The 17,389-nt window shown below is 41.4% G+C and carries 17 protein-coding genes and 1 tRNA gene; 4 read left to right on the top strand and 14 right to left on the bottom strand.

Annotated elements, in window-relative coordinates:
- Positions 1-126 precede the first annotated feature (126 nt).
- The 9 genes from RM549_RS14215 to RM549_RS14255 form a co-directional block, all read right to left on the bottom strand.
- A complete protein-coding gene (locus RM549_RS14215) occupies positions 127-516 on the bottom strand; it encodes a DUF302 domain-containing protein (protein ID WP_311685971.1) in 390 nt (129 codons plus the stop codon).
- A gap of 98 nt (positions 517-614) precedes the next feature.
- A complete protein-coding gene (locus tag RM549_RS14220; protein ID WP_311685973.1) occupies positions 615-1,301 on the bottom strand; it encodes an aspartate/glutamate racemase family protein in 687 nt (228 codons plus the stop codon).
- A 211-nt stretch (positions 1,302-1,512) separates the two neighbouring features.
- Positions 1,513-1,722, bottom strand: a complete 210-nt coding sequence (locus RM549_RS14225) for a YgaP family membrane protein (protein ID WP_311685975.1) — start codon at positions 1,720-1,722, stop codon at positions 1,513-1,515.
- Positions 1,723-1,740: 18 nt separating this feature from the next.
- Positions 1,741-2,046, bottom strand: coding sequence for a hypothetical protein (locus tag RM549_RS14230; RefSeq protein ID WP_311685977.1), 306 nt, complete (start codon positions 2,044-2,046; stop codon positions 1,741-1,743).
- A gap of 226 nt (positions 2,047-2,272) precedes the next feature.
- Positions 2,273-5,518 carry an efflux RND transporter permease subunit gene (locus tag RM549_RS14235; RefSeq protein WP_311685979.1) on the bottom strand — a complete coding sequence of 1,082 codons (3,246 nt, stop codon included), beginning with the start codon at positions 5,516-5,518 and terminating at the stop codon, positions 2,273-2,275.
- 104 nt (positions 5,519-5,622) lie between these two features.
- Positions 5,623-6,705 carry an efflux RND transporter periplasmic adaptor subunit gene (locus RM549_RS14240; RefSeq protein WP_311685981.1) on the bottom strand — a complete coding sequence of 361 codons (1,083 nt, stop codon included), beginning with the start codon at positions 6,703-6,705 and terminating at the stop codon, positions 5,623-5,625.
- Between the two features lie 155 nt (positions 6,706-6,860).
- A complete protein-coding gene (locus RM549_RS14245; RefSeq protein WP_311685983.1) occupies positions 6,861-8,174 on the bottom strand; it encodes a TolC family protein in 1,314 nt (437 codons plus the stop codon).
- Positions 8,175-8,193: 19 nt separating this feature from the next.
- Positions 8,194-9,345 (bottom strand): NAD(P)/FAD-dependent oxidoreductase, encoded by a 1,152-nt coding sequence (locus RM549_RS14250; RefSeq protein WP_311685985.1) that lies wholly within the window; start codon positions 9,343-9,345, stop codon positions 8,194-8,196.
- Positions 9,345-9,539, bottom strand: a complete 195-nt coding sequence (locus tag RM549_RS14255) for a hypothetical protein (protein ID WP_311685987.1) — start codon at positions 9,537-9,539, stop codon at positions 9,345-9,347. Before RM549_RS14255 ends, RM549_RS14250 begins: the two co-directional genes overlap by 1 nt.
- Before the next feature lie 186 nt (positions 9,540-9,725).
- On the opposite strand from RM549_RS14255, the gene RM549_RS14260 reads away from it, so the two are divergent.
- Both RM549_RS14260 and RM549_RS14265 read left to right on the top strand, forming a co-directional pair.
- Positions 9,726-10,283: a YeeE/YedE family protein gene (locus RM549_RS14260; protein ID WP_311685989.1), complete on the top strand. Its 558-nt coding sequence runs from the start codon at positions 9,726-9,728 to the stop codon at positions 10,281-10,283.
- A gap of 3 nt (positions 10,284-10,286) precedes the next feature.
- Positions 10,287-10,700, top strand: coding sequence for a DUF6691 family protein (locus tag RM549_RS14265; RefSeq protein WP_311685991.1), 414 nt, complete (start codon positions 10,287-10,289; stop codon positions 10,698-10,700).
- 336 nt (positions 10,701-11,036) lie between these two features.
- On the opposite strand, the gene RM549_RS14270 is transcribed toward RM549_RS14265, so the two are convergent.
- Together RM549_RS14270 and RM549_RS14275 are read right to left on the bottom strand one after the other, a co-directional pair.
- A tRNA-Arg gene (locus RM549_RS14270) sits at positions 11,037-11,113 on the bottom strand.
- Between the two features lie 141 nt (positions 11,114-11,254).
- Positions 11,255-11,518: a hypothetical protein gene (locus RM549_RS14275; RefSeq protein WP_311685993.1), complete on the bottom strand. Its 264-nt coding sequence runs from the start codon at positions 11,516-11,518 to the stop codon at positions 11,255-11,257.
- A 262-nt stretch (positions 11,519-11,780) separates the two neighbouring features.
- Here RM549_RS14275 and RM549_RS14280 point away from each other — a divergent pair, with 262 nt between their 5' ends.
- Positions 11,781-12,752 carry a type I phosphomannose isomerase catalytic subunit gene (locus RM549_RS14280; protein WP_311685995.1) on the top strand — a complete coding sequence of 324 codons (972 nt, stop codon included), beginning with the start codon at positions 11,781-11,783 and terminating at the stop codon, positions 12,750-12,752.
- Between the two features lie 524 nt (positions 12,753-13,276).
- Here the strand turns inward: RM549_RS14280 and mgrA are convergent.
- The 3 genes from mgrA to deoC form a co-directional block, all read right to left on the bottom strand.
- Positions 13,277-14,284 carry an L-glyceraldehyde 3-phosphate reductase gene (gene mgrA / locus RM549_RS14285; RefSeq protein WP_311686000.1) on the bottom strand — a complete coding sequence of 336 codons (1,008 nt, stop codon included), beginning with the start codon at positions 14,282-14,284 and terminating at the stop codon, positions 13,277-13,279.
- Positions 14,285-14,411: 127 nt separating this feature from the next.
- Entirely contained in the window at positions 14,412-15,113 is a 702-nt protein-coding gene (gene deoD, locus RM549_RS14290; protein WP_311686002.1) for a purine-nucleoside phosphorylase, read from the bottom strand.
- Between the two features lie 6 nt (positions 15,114-15,119).
- Positions 15,120-15,755 (bottom strand): deoxyribose-phosphate aldolase, encoded by a 636-nt coding sequence (gene deoC, locus RM549_RS14295; RefSeq protein ID WP_311686004.1) that lies wholly within the window; start codon positions 15,753-15,755, stop codon positions 15,120-15,122.
- A gap of 466 nt (positions 15,756-16,221) precedes the next feature.
- Here deoC and RM549_RS14300 point away from each other — a divergent pair, with 466 nt between their 5' ends.
- Positions 16,222-17,304: a DUF4249 domain-containing protein gene (locus tag RM549_RS14300; RefSeq protein ID WP_311686006.1), complete on the top strand. Its 1,083-nt coding sequence runs from the start codon at positions 16,222-16,224 to the stop codon at positions 17,302-17,304.
- The last annotated feature ends 85 nt before the right edge of the window (positions 17,305-17,389 follow it).

Consider the following 17,389-nt stretch of genomic DNA (forward strand, 5'->3'; position numbering starts at 1 on the left):
TTGTAAGCTGATTGAAAAAGTAGTTATCAGTTTTACTTGCTTTTAGTTTTCTTACAACATCTTTTCGTTTAGGACTTTCCTTAATAAAATGGAAGTCCCTTGAAAATTTGAATTGAAATGGAGATTTTAGGAAAGCCGTTCAATTACCGTCTTAAGCTTCTCCCGGACTTCTCCGGCAATTCCTCCCAATTCTCTATTATCTATAGCTGTCATGGAGGCAACAGGATCTACTGCAGAAACTTCAGTTTTCCCGCCCTGGGTCTCCTGAACGATCACATTACACGGCAGCATAGTTCCGATCTTGCTTTCCGTAGAAATAGCCTTGTGCGCCATCTGAGGATTGCAGGCACCCAGAATTCTGTACTTCCTGAAATCCACATCAAGCTTCTTTTTAAAAGTTTCTTTTACGTCAATTTCGGTAAGGATACCAAAACCTTCTTCCTTTAATTCGTTTGTGACTTTATCTATTGCCTCCTCAAAGGAAGTGTCGAGAATTTTTGAAAAATAATAGCTCATAAGTCAGATTTTTTGATTCTCTTAAATTTAGCTCTTTTAGACCGCCTCAAAAAAAACTTACTATTAATCTTATGTGAAGATAGATGCCATTTTAGATCTTAACTTTCAGAAAGGATAAAGTCGGCAGCCATTCTTGCATGAAGTTGCGTGGTCGCGATCATTGGCAGGTCGTAATCTGAAACCTCTATGAGCATAGGCAGCTCAGTACAACCAAGGATGATCCCTTCTGCACCCTTTGCCTTGAGCATTTCCATTTGCTTCAGAAAAAATGCCCTGGCTTCATCGCTAAAGATCCCCTGCGTAAGTTCGGCAGAAACAAAATGATGATTTTGGTCTATAAACTGTGCATCGGGAATAATTGTTTCGATCCCGTAGTTGGTTTGCAAATGCTTCGGAATAAAACCTCCTGTTATTGTAGGCCGGTTTCCAAGAAGTCCTAAAGTCTTTAAACCTTGTTTTTTAGACTCTTTTGCAATTGCATCGGCAATATGAAGAATCGGAATATCAATTTTCGGTTGCACGAAATCATAAACCATGTGCGGTGTATTGGCACCGATCACCAGGGCTTCGGCTCCTGCAGTTTTGAGGGTGCGGGCGATCTCCAGATATTTATTGTTGATCTTCTCCCTGTTTTGCTCCCGCATGAGTTCAATGTTGAGGCTGTAGATGATCAATTCAGGATTGGCATGAGCCCCTATTTTTTCCCCAACCATCTCATTGATAAGCCTGTAATAAACTATTGTTGAATGCCAGGAGGTGCCTCCAATTAAGCCGATCTTTTTCATAACATATATTTATAACCCTAAGATACCATAATAAAATAGGAGCGGAAGTAACAATAGTCACACAGAAATATTCTTCATTTTCATCTCTAAAAAAGACTAAGAAAGAGGCTGATCCAGAAAGGTGAAAGTACAATCCTGCCTTTAAAGTAATCTAGGGTCGGTTCTTATCAGGAATTTTTACAACAGCAAAGTAGATCAGCCTCCTAAAGTTTCAGCAACTCTGGCCGGGTTTCATCTCGTCTTTCACACCCAGCTTAATAAGGATCTTGTCCATAAGACACCAGCGGGTTAAGGAAGATTGAAGCAGGTTTGCGCCCACGAAAGCGGTAAACCACAACCAGTGAATATTTACATATATAGCGAGGAGCAGACTAACGAGGATGAAAGTTCCTGCTATTCCACGTACAATTCGATTAATCATAATTTCTGTGTTTAAAGGTTAAATTGATTGTTCTACGGGTAAAACCACCGCACGGATGGGATTATTAGTCTCCAACTGATCGTTGTACTCCTTCAAATTTTTGAATAGATCAGCGATCTTTTCCTCATCTGTGAACGAGAAGAACATGGAAGATTCATTACCTCCCTTTTCTCCCGGAAACCAACTCTGAGTGGCCACTAGGTTTTTCCTGCTCTTATAACCGTCAATCTCCGAAGAGCTGAAGGCTTCAATATTTGCTTTTTTGAATAACTTTAATACGTCTTTTTGAAAAGAGACTACGCTTGTTACTATTAGTAATTTCATCTTGTTAAGATTTAAAGTTTAATGTTTTTATCGGTGGTCAGTTATCAGTTGTCTCTTGTCAATATCTAAGCCGCAGCTCCCTATATACCCCCAACCCCCTGCAGGGGGAGAAGGGGCTTTCTTGTTCAATTTTTTTGCAATTCCACTTTTGGCCTCGCTTTAGTCCCGATAGCTATCGGGAGGGGTAAAGCGGAAAATGCAACCCGCAAGAGGCAACCTGCAACAGTTATATCACCTCCTCAGTTTCTCGTTTTTCCGTAACCTCCGGTTTCACATCCCTGTCCTCATACTTCTTTCTTTCGATCATGTAATAAACAAGTGGCACTACCAGGAGCGTAAGAAAGGTAGATACTATAGTTCCGCCCATCAGCGAAATAGCGAGTCCCTGAAAAATTGGGTCGAAGAGGATCACAAAGGCTCCGATCACTACCGTACCGGCAGTTAATAGAATTGGTGTGGTCCTTACGGCCCCGGCTTCGATCACCGCCTGCTTCAACGGAATTCCGTCTTCCAGCCGTAGGTTCACAAAGTCAATGAGCAGCACCGAGTTCCGTACCATGATCCCGGCGAGCGCGATCATTCCAATAAAGGAAGTGGCGGTAAAGAACGCACCCATGATCCAGTGGCCCAGCACGATCCCTATCAGCGATAGCGGAATGGCTACCATCATCACTATAGGTGCCCTAAAGTTCTGGAACCAGCCTACGATCAGGATGTAAATGATTACGATCACACCAAGGAAAGCAATTCCAAGATCCCGAAATACTTCTAAAGTTATTTGCCACTCTCCGTCCCATTTTACCGTATAGTCATCTTCATATTCCGGCTGACTCATATACAGGTCGCTGATCTCATAACCGGCAGGCATGGCGATCTCCTTTAGCTTTTCTTCCATTCCGAGGATAGCATAAACTGGACTCTCAAGTTCGCCCGCCATGTCGGCCAGCACATAAACCACCCGTTTTTGGTTCTTACGGTAAATGCTTTTGTCCCTTATTACTTCTTTAGGCTCTACCAGATCGGCTATTGAGATCATTTGCCCACTCTGGGAAGCGATCTGGATATTCATGATATCCTCAACCGAAGATTTTTCCTCTTCATCCAGGGTAAGCACGATTCCCACCCTTTGGGTAGCTTCTTCATCATAAAGCTGTGTAATGGCTCTTTCTCCCATTGCACTGTTAAGGGTATAAACGATCTGCTGGGGAGCAATGCCATTGAGCATGGCTTTTTCCTTATCTATTTCGAATTCGTACTCTTTTTGATCGGTTTCTACCATCCAGTCAATATCCACCACATCTTCAGTGTTGTAAAGTATAGTCTGAATACTGTCAGCAAGTGCGATCTGTGTCTCATAATCGGGTCCATAAACTTCTGCGACTATGGTAGATAGTACAGGAGGTCCGGGCGGAACTTCCACTAACTTGATATTGGCTCCGTATTTATCTCCTATCGCCTGGATATCCGGGCGCAGTAGTTTCGCGATATCATGACTCTGCAGATCACGCTCTCCTTTTGGCAACAGGTTCACCTGAATATCGGCCGTGTTGCTTGCCCTACGTAGGTCGTAGTGACGTACGAGTCCGTTGAAGGTTATAGGGGCAGAAGTACCAATGTAGGTCTGGTAATTCACTACCTGTTCACTTCCGCTTAGGTACTGTCCTACTTCTTTGGTCACTACAGCTGTTCGCTCCAGAGTTGTTCCTTCGGGCATGTCGATCACCACCTGAAATTCATTCTTGTTATCGAAAGGCAGCATTTTCACGGCCACATCTTTAGTAAAGAACAAGGCAACAGAACCCAATAGAAGGACAATTGTAATTCCGAGGAAGGACCAGCGGATCTTTTTATTATCGATAAGTGGTTCTTCAAAGCGCTTATAGATACGGTAGATCATGGAATCTTCAATCTTCTCTTCAGGCTTTTCAGGTGCTCCTTTTTTGGTCTTTTCCCTAAGAAAAATAAATCCGAGGTATGGCGTGATGGTAAGTGCCACGAATAGTGACAGGATCATCGCGATAGAAGCCCCAATTGGCATCGGGCTCATATATGGTCCCATCAATCCGCTTACGAAGGCCATTGGCAGTACCGATGCAATTACGGTAAAGGTCGCCAGGATGGTAGGGTTCCCTACCTCGTTAATGGCATAAAGCGCGGCCTGTTTGAATGGCAGTCGCTTCATCTTGAAGTGCCGGTGCATGTTTTCGGCAATAATGATCGAGTCATCCACCACAATACCTGTTACAAATACAAGTGCAAACAGGGTGATCCTGTTCAGGGTGTAATCCAACATGTAATAGCTGAGCAGCGTAAGGGCAAAGGTGATAGGTACCGAAAGGAATACTACCAGTCCGCCGCGCCAGCCCATGGCCAGCATCACAACCAGCGTCACTGCTATGATGGCACCAATAAGGTGTAATAATAATTCCCCAACTTTATGCGAAGCAGTTTCCCCGTAGTTACGGGTTACTTCTACGTGTACATCTTCGGGAATGAGGTTCGTTTGCAGGTGTTCCACTTTTTCAAGGATCAAATCGGCGATCTTCATCGCATCGGCTCCCTTGCGTTTTGCTACAGATAAGGTTACCGCAGGATATTCCCCGGGATATTCCGAAGCATTTATTGCCTGTCCAAATCCAAAATTCACATAGGATTTAGAAATTTCAGGCCCGTCCTGTACGGTGGCAATTTGCTTCAGGTACACCGGTTGCCCGTTATTCACTCCCACGATGAGGTTCTCCACATCCTGCGGGGATTCCAAAAAGCTTCCGGAGCTAACCAGAACTTCGCTGTCGTTGCGGTCAAAACTTCCGGAGGAAAGCTGCTGATTCGAGGCTTTGATCTTTTCAGAAACCCCTAGCATATCCACTCCGCTGGCAGCCATCCTGTCCTTGTCGAGCACCACGCGCAGTTGCCTGTCACGGCCGCCAATGGTGTTCACGATAGAAACATCTTCAACCTTTTCGATCTCATGCCGCAGCTCGTTGACCATTTGCCGCAGCTGGTAATCATCATAATTTTCGCTCCACAGGGTAAGCCCCAGTACCGGAACATCGTCAATAGCCCGCGTCTTCACCAGCGGCTGAGTCACATTTGGCGGGAATTGGTCCATATTCTTCATGAGCTCGTTGTAGAGCTTCACATATGAACGTTCAATATCCTCGCCCACGTAGAACTGCACGATCAACATCCCCTGTTCCTCCATTGAAGTTGAGTAGACATACTCCACACCCGGAATGTTGGAAACCATCTTTTCCAGGGGTTTAATGATGCGCTGTTCCACCTCGGTGGGGCTGGCACCGGGGTAGCCTACAAAAATGTCGGCCATGGGCACGTCGATCTGTGGCTCCTCCTCGCGGGGAATGAGAAACGACGCGTACACACCCACGATCATGAACACGATCATGAGCAACACCGTCAATTTCGAATTTATAAAGCCTTTGGCAATCTTGCCTGCTAATCCTTCTTTCATATTGTTTATGGTTGTTTAGGCGTGTCCCTCCTTCGCAAAAAGCTTCGGCGGGTCCGGCTTTCGGCGCTACACGGTAGCTGCCTCTATCCCTCACGCAACATTTTTTACTCCTGTATGCTCACTTTTGCTCCGTTGAACAATTTTCCGTCTGCTATAACTATATAGGCCTCATCAGGGTTGAGTCCGCTAAGAACTTCTACCCGGTTTCCGTAAGTCCTTCCCAGTCTCAGCCATCGTAGCATCGCGGTATTCTGCTGACTCACGGTGTAAACACCTTTCAGGTCACCACGAGTAACGATGGCTTCTGTTGGGATCATGACCGCCTCGGCAGTACTTTCCTGCTTCTCTACCGGAAAACGAACGGTGGCATACATGCCCGATTTTAAATCGGCTCCGGTGTCTTCAAGAGCCACTTTCACCAGGTATTGTCCGCCGGTATTACTGGCCGAAGTACTAACTTCCGCCACGGTGCCCGGAACTGTCTGCTCAACAGACTTTACAATAACATCCACTTTAGTTCCTGTTTCTATTCTTGAAATATTGGACTCCGCAACTCTTGCAGTTACTTCAAAATTTCCCGGCGCCTCAATGGCTAAAAGCGGATGACCAGGATTGGCCATGGTGCCTTCCTCGGCGAATTTGTTGGTAATCACTCCGCTAAAGGGAGCACGTATGTTCACGTAAGCGAACTGGGAATTGATCTCGTTCTTCATCTGCTTTGCAGTTTCCAGCCTGGCTTGAGCCATCTCAAAACGGGCAGTCTGGTCATCCATCTCTTTCTGGGAAGCCGACTGTTCTTCGAAAAGTGCCTTAAATCTTTGGTAATCTTTTTCAGCATTTCGGTAAGCGGCCTCAGCTTCAGTAATACCGGCGTTCACCTGGGCACGTTTTGCCTGCAGGTCAGAGTTATTGATGGAAACGAGCAGCTGACCTTTGCTAACTTTGTCTCCCATGCTCACGTGGATGTCATCGATGAAGCCCATCATACGGGTGCTGAGGTTGGCGCTGTTCACAGCTTCAATTTGTCCGCTGGCAGTGAGAAAACGATCTCCCATCCCCGATGGTGTTTCCACCTGCACAGGTACAACGGGACCTTCATTGACCGCCTGTTTTTTATCATCGCTGCCGCAGCTCGTTGCGAATAATCCCAAGGAAGCTAATGCTATTGTGTATATCGTTTTTTTCATGTCTATATAGTTTGTTGTTTTTGGTTTGTTGACCTCTCGACTCCCTTTTTCCCCCCGGCCCCCTAAAGGTGGAGAAGGGCATTGGTATTTCAATTATTTTTTAGTTAAAGATCTTTCCGCCTCCCTTTAGGGCAGGGGTAAAGCGGAAAGGTTCACTATTCACTACTCTCAGTTAAGAATTCTACGTATGCTAAAGCATAGTTATACTCATACATCGTCTGGTAATACTCCAGTTGTTTTTCTGAAAACAGGGTTTCGGCTCCTAAGAGATCGGTGGTTTTTTCCAGGCCTTGCTCGTAACGATTGTTTCTTATTCGCAGGGCTTCCTCTGATTGTTCCAGGACCAGTTGGGTGAGGTGCAGTTTGTTCTCTGCATCCTGTAAAGCACGGGTAGCGCGGTTCAGTTCCATCTGACTCTGTTGTAGGTGCCGTTCCAGTTCAAGTTCTGCCTGTTTGAATTCGGCTTTGGATTGCTGGGTCTTTCCGATGCGCTTACTCCCGTCAAAAATGTCCCAAGTCAAAGCAACTCCGGCCATGTAACCGTTGGCATCTCCCTGGAAGATCTCGTCGTCATAAAGCTCATAACTTCCAAAGGCATTAAGGTGTGGCAGAAATGTCATCTTTGAAGCGGTATACATTTTCTTCCGTGCCTTTGCAGCCAGTTCCATGGCTATGATGTCGGCACGATCACCGGGAAGTTCAGAAGTGGTGACAGGATTCATTTCCACTGTTAAGGAATCTTTTGGGATGAGCACTACATCAATGGAATCTCCCATGAGGAACATGAGGTAATCGCTCGCATTCTTCACATTGCTCCTGGCGTACTGTAACTGGTTGTTCACCTCGGTCACACGGACTTCCACCGCCAGCACATCAGAGCGCTGCAGGTATCCCTGTTTAAAATTGCTCTCGGCTAATCGGAGGTTTGCCTGGGCTGTTTCCAGCGCCTGCTCCAGTACGGTCACAGTTTTGTGGGCGAGCTGTAGCTGCATATAGGCTTTTTCAGTTTCGAGTTCCATGGCGTCCCCGGTGCGCAAGTTCTGTAGCTCGGTCGCCTCCATCTTGTGCTTTGCAGCGCCACGCTGCCAGAAGCCGTCAAGATTAATAAGTGGTTGCTGAACTTCTACTTTGGTAGCGAAATTGTCGATCCGGTCAGGATCATTGAGTCTTGCCGGATCAAAATCGCTTTGAGTGACGCTCTCCTGGTTCAGTTTAGAACCAAAGGCCATGAGAGGATTATTAGTGGTCATCCCGGTGTGGGAGACGCTTATGTTTGGTAAAAATACCAAGTTGGTCTGCCGGTACTGTGCCCGGGCCGCCAGGAACTCCTGTTGAGAGATTTTTAGCTGACTGTTATTCTCCTGTACTCTTTCCAGCACTTCCTCTTTTCCAATGGAAACATTTTGTTGGGCTTGTATCCATAATCCTGGCATTAATGCCAGCATCATTAGCTTATATTTTATTTTCATTATAGTATATTAATAATGATTAAAAGTTTTTGAAGAACCAGAATTTTTCATCCCACCACTTTGAAAAATGTCCCCATTGCGCCGGGGTTTTCATTTTCACATCATTCTTCCCGGTAGCCGAAAATTTTCCACCGATTTCACTGGCTTTTCCTTCCCCGGCTTCGACAAAGTATTTTCCTTCGGGCACAAACGTTTGATCCGGTTCCTGGTTTACCATTTTCCTACCTATATTGTGGGCAACAACCGCTGCCTGCTGCCTTGCAAATACTCCGATCTTTGGTAGTACAGATCCGTTATCAGCGCTTAAGTGCGTGCTGTCACCTATTGCGTAAACATCTTCAAATTTGGTTTCCAGGGTGTGGTTATTAACTTCTATCCATCCAGAATTTCCTGCTAAACCGCTATTTTTGATCACCTCCGGTAGCTGGTGCTTTGGAGTGTAAGCAAGGAGATCATAAGAATAAGTTTTTCCATTGCTGAATTCCAGTGAATTTCCTGAAACAGCTTTGAGGTCGTGGTTTGGATAAAAATTAATTCCTTTCTTTTCCAAAAGTGCCCTTAGTTCTATGGAAGCTTCAGCGCCGGCGAATTCCATGGGTCCGGCTTCAGGAGTATAAACAGAAACAGTGGTATTTCTTTGGAGGTTATTTTTCCGTACGAAATCTTCTATAAGCATAGCTGCCTCATATGGTGCCGCCGGACTTTTGAACGGAAGGGAAGAAACTAAAATGGCTATTTCGCCTCCTTTAAAAATTTTCAATTTAGAATGAAAATCCTGCGCTCCTTTTAGTTTGAAGAAATTGAATCCATATCTACGAAGATCAAAAGCATCTGTCTGTGCAACACCCAAGGAAATTACCATGTGATCTCCTTTGAACTGCTTTCCTTTTACAGTTACAGTAACATTTTCAGGATCAATGTTTTCTATTTGCCCTTTAATAACCTCCAGGCCTGAAGCGTCAAGCTTATCTGTACGCTCGGTTATTTCCGCTTCTTTGCTTTTGCCAACCATCACCCATGGGAGAGAAGGAGAATACACATTGGTTTCTTCCTTTTCAAAAACCAGGATCTTTACCAGATTTATATCTTCCTCGTTCCCGCTATGTTTGATAAGTTCTCTGGCAGTTACAATTCCGCCTTGTCCGGCTCCTAACACTAAGATGGTTTTCATTATTGGTTATTTTTAGATTTCACATTATTTTGCTGCTGAATTACCCGAGTAAGTCTGGGACGTAAATCATCTTCAGAATATAAAGCCGTAGCAGAACAGCAATTTTTATTTTCGGTCTTGACGGAAACAGGATTTTTAAAATCCTCCCGTATGTCCTTCAGCAGTTTTTTAAGTCTATATATCAGTTGGTTCATGATTTAATATTTAAGAGATTGGAAAAATTCATTTTTTTAACACAGGACAAAATTAGAGGAAGGCTATCCTTCTGAAAGCTACTTTTGTTACACAAAGCCTCTGCTTATTACGCCTCATAGTGTAACATTTGTTACTGTCCTATGATCAAAATCATGTTTTCTTTGCAGCCATAAAAAAATGACAATATGGAATGGATTTTTGAACCCTGGCCTTGGTACGTCGCCGGGCCGCTAATTGCGGGAATAATGTTTTTGCTTCTTTTTGGAGGTAAGAACTTCGGAATGTCTTCTAACTTGCGTACCATGTGTACTATTGGAGGTGCAGGAAAAAAAGCTGATTTCTTTAATTTTAACTGGAAGAGTCAACGTTGGAATTTAACCGTCGTCGCCGGCGCTATCATCGGCGGATTCATAGCCGCAAACTTCCTTAGCTACGATACAGCAGTTGACATCGATCCCGATACGGTTGCTACCCTGGAAAACCTCGGTTTCGCTAGCGCAGGGCAAGCATATCTTCCAGATGAACTTTTTGCTACAGATGCTTTGGCAGATCCTATGTCTTTGGTCATTTTGCTCATCGGAGGACTCTTAATAGGTTTTGGAGCTCGATATGCCGGCGGATGTACCTCAGGCCACGCAATCTCGGGACTGAGCAATTTACAGCTGCCCTCACTCATCGCAGTAATCGGATTTTTTATTGGCGGACTGGTTATGGTTCACCTGTTGTTTCCTTTAATATTTTAAAATATGAAATATCTTAAATTTTTAGTCATAGGCATCATCTTCGGAATCGTAATGTTTAAAAGTGAGGCCGCGTCCTGGTTCCGCATTTACGAGATGTTCCAGTTTCAGTCTTTTCACATGTATGGGATTATTGGTTCTGCACTCACTCTTGGTGTACTGGGAACCTGGCTTATCAAAAAATATAAATTAAAATCCTTTGACGGGGAACCCATAAAATTTACTCCGAAAAATAAAAGCTTTAGCCGGTATATGTATGGCGGAATTATTTTTGGATTGGGTTGGGCACTCGCAGGATCCTGTCCTGGTCCCATTTATACATTAATTGGTGCCGGATATGTCTCTATTCTCGTGGTCCTGTTGGGATCTCTAATAGGAACTTTTCTCTACGGACTACTAAGGGATAAATTACCACACTAAAATACTTTAATTCGAATAATATTTTAGCTTTTTTACCAAAGCAGTACCAAGAAATAAAAGCATAAGTCATTCTCGAGCGAATAGATAAAAAAACTTTCCATTTTTTAGAACCTTTTGGTTGCAGTAATGTTAATGTAATCCAAATTCTGAAATCTGTAGTATGAATTTCAAGCTTTGTGCCAAGGCATCTACGCATCAAAATTTAATAAAACACAGCAAATAAAACCATTTTTTACTAAAATTAGTAAAGTGTGCGTAAAGTGCGCGTTTTTTTTTGTAGACTAAAATGAGGCGGTTCCTAAAAACAACAAAACCCCTGGATTTCCAGAGGTTTCGTGGTGATCGCGCCAGGATTCGAACCTGGGACCGCCTGCTTAGAAGGCAGGTGCTCTATCCAGCTGAGCTACGCGACCGTTTTTGCGGTTGCAAATATAAACCTCTTTGCAGATAAAACAATAGTTTTCGTTTAAAAAAATTAAATAAATCAGAAAATTTTTTAGTTGAATACCGAAGCGCCTTATTATCAGACAATAAAAAAGCGGCTTTAGGAGCCGCTAAAATTCCTGGAGCAATTGCTGTTCCAGATGTTGGGAATTTATTATAAGTTGGTTTACAAGACTGGGAGTTTGTTCTTCCTCTTTTACAACGCGATTAAACAGTTCGTTGAAGCGTCTAATTAATTCAAGCGTCTTTAGTGGTAACTGAAAAAAATCCCCCTTTGAATAGACCTCATCTATTAAAATTTTTACAGAAGCAATTTGATTGTATTCTTCTTCTGTTGTTTGTATGTAATTAATTTCCTGAATCAAAGCTGACATGATTAAAGTCTTAGCTAAGCAGGCAGTAAGGTGTAGATTTGGAGTTGTAAATATATATTTTATTTCCTTTTAATATAAGAAGATATAAGGATAATCTTTAAAAAACTATGTTTTCTCGATGAAAAGTATTTCCCTTTTTTTTATCCTACTTTTTTCTCTCAAATAGGACTTTAATAGCACCACTTATTGAAATAGCTTAATTTTTATGTGAGGATTTTTAAAGCTATATTTGGTTTGACTAAACAAATCAAAAAAATCTATAATGGCAGATTACCCGTTAAAATTCACACCAATTCTAAAAGAAAAGATTTGGGGTGGAAATAAACTAAAGGATATTTTGAACAAACATTCTGTAGTTGAAAATCTTGGGGAGAGTTGGGAGATTTCTGGTGTGCCAGAGAATGTTTCAGTTATTGAAAACGGCTCTTTTCGGGGTACTTCTTTAAAAAAACTAATAGAAGAGAAGAAGGGGGAATTGCTTGGACAAAAGATTTACGAACAGTTTGGTAATGATTTTCCTTTGTTAATAAAGTTTATTGACGCCAGCACAGAACTTTCAGTTCAATTGCATCCAAACGACCGACTGGCGAAGAAGCGTCATAATTCTTTTGGAAAGACAGAAATGTGGTATATCATGCAGGCAGATGAAAATGCAAAAATAAATGTTGGTTTTAAAGAAACCATAAGCCGTGACGAATATTTACAGGCTCTTGAGGCTGGAGAAATCACTAAAATTTTAAATTTTGAAGAAGTAAAAAAAGGAGATAGTTTTTTCATTAATACAGGGAAAGTTCATGCCATAGGTGCGGGGGTTTTACTGGCAGAAATTCAGCAAACCTCAGACATTACTTATAGGATCTATGATTGGGACAGGAAGGATGCAGATGGAAATGGACGTGAGCTTCATACAGCACTGGCAATAGATGCTATAGATTTTGAAAGAAAAGATGATTTTAAGCTTACCTACGAAAAAGATGTTAATAAATCTTCCAATATTGCCCGCTGTCAATATTTTACCACGAATTTCCTTCCGGTGAAAGGGAAGCTGAAGAAGGATTATTCAGAGTTAGATTCTTTTGTAATCTACATGTGTGTTAGCGGTGAGGCTGAAATAACTGCTAAGGGAAATACAGAAAACATTAAGCAGGGACAAACAATTTTAATTCCGGCAAAAATTAAGAAAGTAGATATAGAGGGAGAAAATTGTGAACTTTTGGAGGTTTATATAAACTAAGCAGAAGGTTTTCATCAGGCATCCCGGTTCTCGTTTCCTGCTTCAGTTTCAGATGGAGGCTTCAAAATGGCAATTATCGACCTGTTTAAAGTATGAAGTAAGAGGTACAAAGTCTAATTTCTTTTCTCTTTCCTCTCGAAGAGCGGTGCTGAAATTGGCAGTTATCAACCTACAGTTTAACCACTAATCCACGAATAATTTTGAAGTGCTTCCGTAGAAGGTCTTTCAGAGAATATCCTTACTCTTATCTCCTGTTTCCTGCCTTAGTTCAAAAGGATTACTCGAAAATTGTAATTTTCGAGCTGAAATTATTGGTAAGCTTTAATTTCTCCCTCAAATCCCGCAGAATAGTGGAAACTTTCCTCTCTTCACTTTCCACTATTTAAAATAAATGCTTCAAAATGGCAATTATTGACCTGAAGTTTCACCACGAATCTACCAAAAATTTTTTAAATGCTTCCGGAAAAGATATTTTGGCAATCATCCTGGTTCTTTTCTCCTATTTCATGATTCAATTTAAATAACTACCTCTCTAATTCCTTTGTAAGAATTACTTCTATTTGCTGCAATTCGGCTTCAGAAAACTTCAGGTTATTGAGAGCGGCGATGTTATCTTCAAGTTGTGAAACTTTACTTACCCCAACAAGGACAGAAGTTACCCTCTCATCTTTTAAGAGCCACGCTACAGCCATTTGCGCCAGACTCTGATCCCTTGATTCTGCTATTTTATTTAATTCTTGTACCTGTTTTACAACTTCGGGTGTGATTTGAGATTCGTCCAGATAGCTTCCTTTGGTTGCTGCACGCGAATCTTTTGGGATTCCGTTGAGATATTTAGAGGTTAAAATTCCCTGTTCCAGTGGGGAAAATACGATGCTCCCAATGCCTTGCTGTTCCAGTGTGTTCAATAGACCATTTTCCACCCAACGATCCATCATATTGTAACGTGGCTGGTGAACAAGAAACGGGGTTCCCTGGTTCTCCAAAATTTCTGCAGCTCTCGCTGTGTCTTTTGAGGAATATTGTGAAATACCTACATATAAAGCTTTTCCAGATCTTACGATTTGATCAAGTGCACGCATGGTTTCTTCCAGAGGAGTATCGGGATCTGGCCTGTGATGATAGAAAATATCCACATAATCAAGCCCCATTCTTTTAAGAGATTGGTCAAGACTGGCAATAAGATATTTCCTGGACCCAAAATTACCATATGGGCCTGGCCACATATCCCAGCCGGCTTTGGTGGAGATAAGTAGTTCATCCCGATATTGTTTAAAATCTTCATTAAAGATTTTTCCGAAATTTTTCTCGGCAGATCCGTATGGAGGTCCATAATTATTAGCAAGGTCAAAGTGAGTGATTCCGTTATCGAAGGCGGTTCTCAGGATTTTCCTGGCATTGTCAAAATCGTCGTTATCGCCGAAGTTGTGCCAGAGACCAAGGGAAAGTAGGGGAAGTAGAATTCCGCTTTTTCCGCAACGGCGATATTGCATTTTTTCGTATCGGTCTTTATTGGCAGTATATTTTTCCATTCTTTTATTTTCTGGTTGATTAGCTTAAATGTTTGTGTGACTTCAGGTACAGGATGTTAAGAAGAACCTTTAGTCGATAATGATCTTTACTAAATTACGAAAATTGCCGTTTTAGGGCATAACTTTTTCATTCAGCAGTATTAAGTGCGATTTTGATCATATTTGAAAAGGATCTTTCCCTGTCTTCAGCAGTTAAACTTTCCCCGGTTACAAGTGAATCAGAAATTGTTAAAACTGAAAGCGCCGAGACGCCGTGTTGTGCTGCCACGGTGTAAATTCCTGCAGTTTCCATTTCTACACAGAGAATGTCGAATTTTGCCCATTTTCGATATTCATTTTCACCTTCTTCATAAAAAGCATCAGCAGAAAGTATATTCCCTGCATGTACCGGAATATTTTCTGAATGAGCATAATTTGCCGCGTTTAGAAAAAGCTTAAAATCTGCCGTAGGGGAGAAGTGGGCCCCCGGAAACCTGGCGGTATTTATTCCCGATGTGGAAGAAGCCGCCATCGCAAGCACAATATCATTAATTTTTACTTTTTCCTGGTAAGAACCCGCTGAACCAACCCGAATAAGATTTCTTACACCGAATTCATTTATGAGTTCGTGACAGTATATTAGTGTGGAAGGAATTCCCATGCCCGTACCCTGTACAGAGACTTTTTTTCCCTGGAAAGTGCCAGTATAGCCCAACATTCCTCTAACATTATTGTATTGAACGGCATTTTCGAGAAATTCTTCTGCTATCCATTTTGCCCTTAATGGATCTCCAGGTAAGAGGACGGTTTCTGCAATGTCCCCTTTTTCTGCATCTATATGAATGCTCATAAATTTTTAAATTAAGGATATTCCTGAAGAGGTGCCCAATCTGGCCACTCCCAGTTTGATATATTTTTCTGCTGTTTCGGTGTCTTTTATTCCGCCTGAAGCTTTAATCTGAAGTTCTTCTTTAACCACAGACTTCATGAGTTTTACATCCTCAAAAGTGGCGCCCGAAGGTCCGAAGCCTGTGGAGGTCTTTACGAAATTAGCTTTTGCCTGTAGTGCACATTCACATGCCGCTACTTTTTCTTCTTCAGTAAGGTAACAGGTTTCAATGATTACTTTCAGGATTTTTCTTCCGATAGCTTTTTTTATAAGAGCAATTTCATTTTGAACGAGCTCTACATTACCGGCTTTTAGTTGCCCTATGTTAATTACCATATCGATCTCATCTGCTCCCTGTGCGATGCATTGTTCAGCTTCAAAAATTTTGGAATTCGTATCCATAGCTCCCAACGGAAAACCTATGACGGCAGCCAGTTTTATTTCAGACGTCTTTAGCGCCTCATGTGCAAGTTTTACGTAACAGCCGTTTACACATACGGCATAAAATTTATGCTCTACAGCTTCAGCACATAAATCTTTTATATCCTGCGGCGTTGCTGTCGGTTTTAAATTGGTGTGATCAATAAATTTATTCAGCTGCATTTAAATGATTATTTTAAATGAATATTAGTTTTGTAAATTTATTCATTATTCGCAGAATAAATTTTTATTAGGTTTTTAAGATGTTCGTTTAGCTATTTATCTGGTAATTCCTATTTCGGGTAAATTTATAAAGAGTTGGAATACTGGTTTAAAAAAGTCAGATGATTATTATCATTTTATATCTATTTTTATTTTTCTTTAAAAAACGATTAGTTTTAGCACTTGAATTTTAGGTAGGCGCTATGGTGTTCTGATAATATAAGAAAATTCTATCATTTGTTTCCAATTAAGATCATAGGGAAGTGGAAACGTATGAAAGTTTAATTTTCCATTACTTTTCACAGGATTACTTATAATTTAAATTTTGAGATTTATGTGGCAGTACGGGATAAGTAAATTTGTAAGGCACCTAATAAAAAGATTTTTTCTATTTTTTTTCCTGTTTATTATAGGATGCGTTGAACCTGTGGAAATTAAAGAAGGGAAGTTTGAAAGTGCTTTAGTAGTAGAATCTACAATGACAGATGAATTGATTACGCAAAAAGTAAAGATATCCAAAGCCTATCCTTTAAGTGAGGAGGGACCTTTAACAGAAGTTGGTGCTACGGTAGAAGTCACAGATAACGAAGGAAATACTTATTCTTTTACTGAAGAAGGAAATGGGGTTTATCTCTCCACTGCTCCTTTTGCAGTAGCACCCGGCATAACTTATCAGTTAGAAATTAATACTTCAAATGGAAACTCTTATAACTCAGCTCCGGTTGTACTTCCTCATTCTTCAGTACCTATAGCAGATGTATATCCCACTCAAACAAATTATCAGGGAGGGAATGGGATAGGACTCATTGTTGATATAGGATCTGGAGAAGAGACAAATTACTTCAAATATGAATATGAAGAAACTTATAAAATAGTTTCGCGTTTTCCCAAAAACAGGGAATTAGTAGTCAATGATGAAGGAGATCCGGAATTAGTTTTAAAGAATTATGAAGATGAGACCTGTTTTAAAACTGTAGCTTCCAATAATATTATATTAAGAAATACAAGCAATATATCTTCTAACAGTCAGGATGGTTTTCTTATAAGGTTTCTCGCCAGCGATGATCCTATTCTGGCTTACAGGTACAGCATCTTAGTTAAGCAGTATTCGCTTTCTCCCGAAGCTTATACATTTTATGAAACATTACAGAATTTATCAGAATCTGAGAATGTTTTTTCCCAGGTTCAGCCTGGCGTATTAAAAGGCAACATACATGCAGCGGAAGAAGATGAAACCGTTATTGGTTATTTTTCTGTAGCTTCCGTTTCTGAAAAGAGAACTTTTTTTAGTTATTCAGATTACTATGATCCTTCAACTGGTCGTCCAGTGCTTAGATCTTATTGTCCTACTTTAAGTCCAAATGGCCAGGAATTAATAGACCTAATCCAACTTGGCAACTATAGATTTTACTCATATGATCCACTGCAGGGTTATACTTTGATGTGGGCAGACTGTATCGATTGCAGAACCCTGGGCACCAATGTAGTTCCTGAATTCTGGATAGAATAAAAGTTATATCAACAATCCTTTTTACTGGTAAACTAAGAAAGGATTATTATCATTTTTATATTGATTTTTATTTTTCTTTAAAAAA

Origin of the sequence: Autumnicola patrickiae (assembly GCF_031846525.1) — a bacterium.
Taxonomy (GTDB): domain Bacteria; phylum Bacteroidota; class Bacteroidia; order Flavobacteriales; family Flavobacteriaceae; genus Autumnicola; species Autumnicola patrickiae.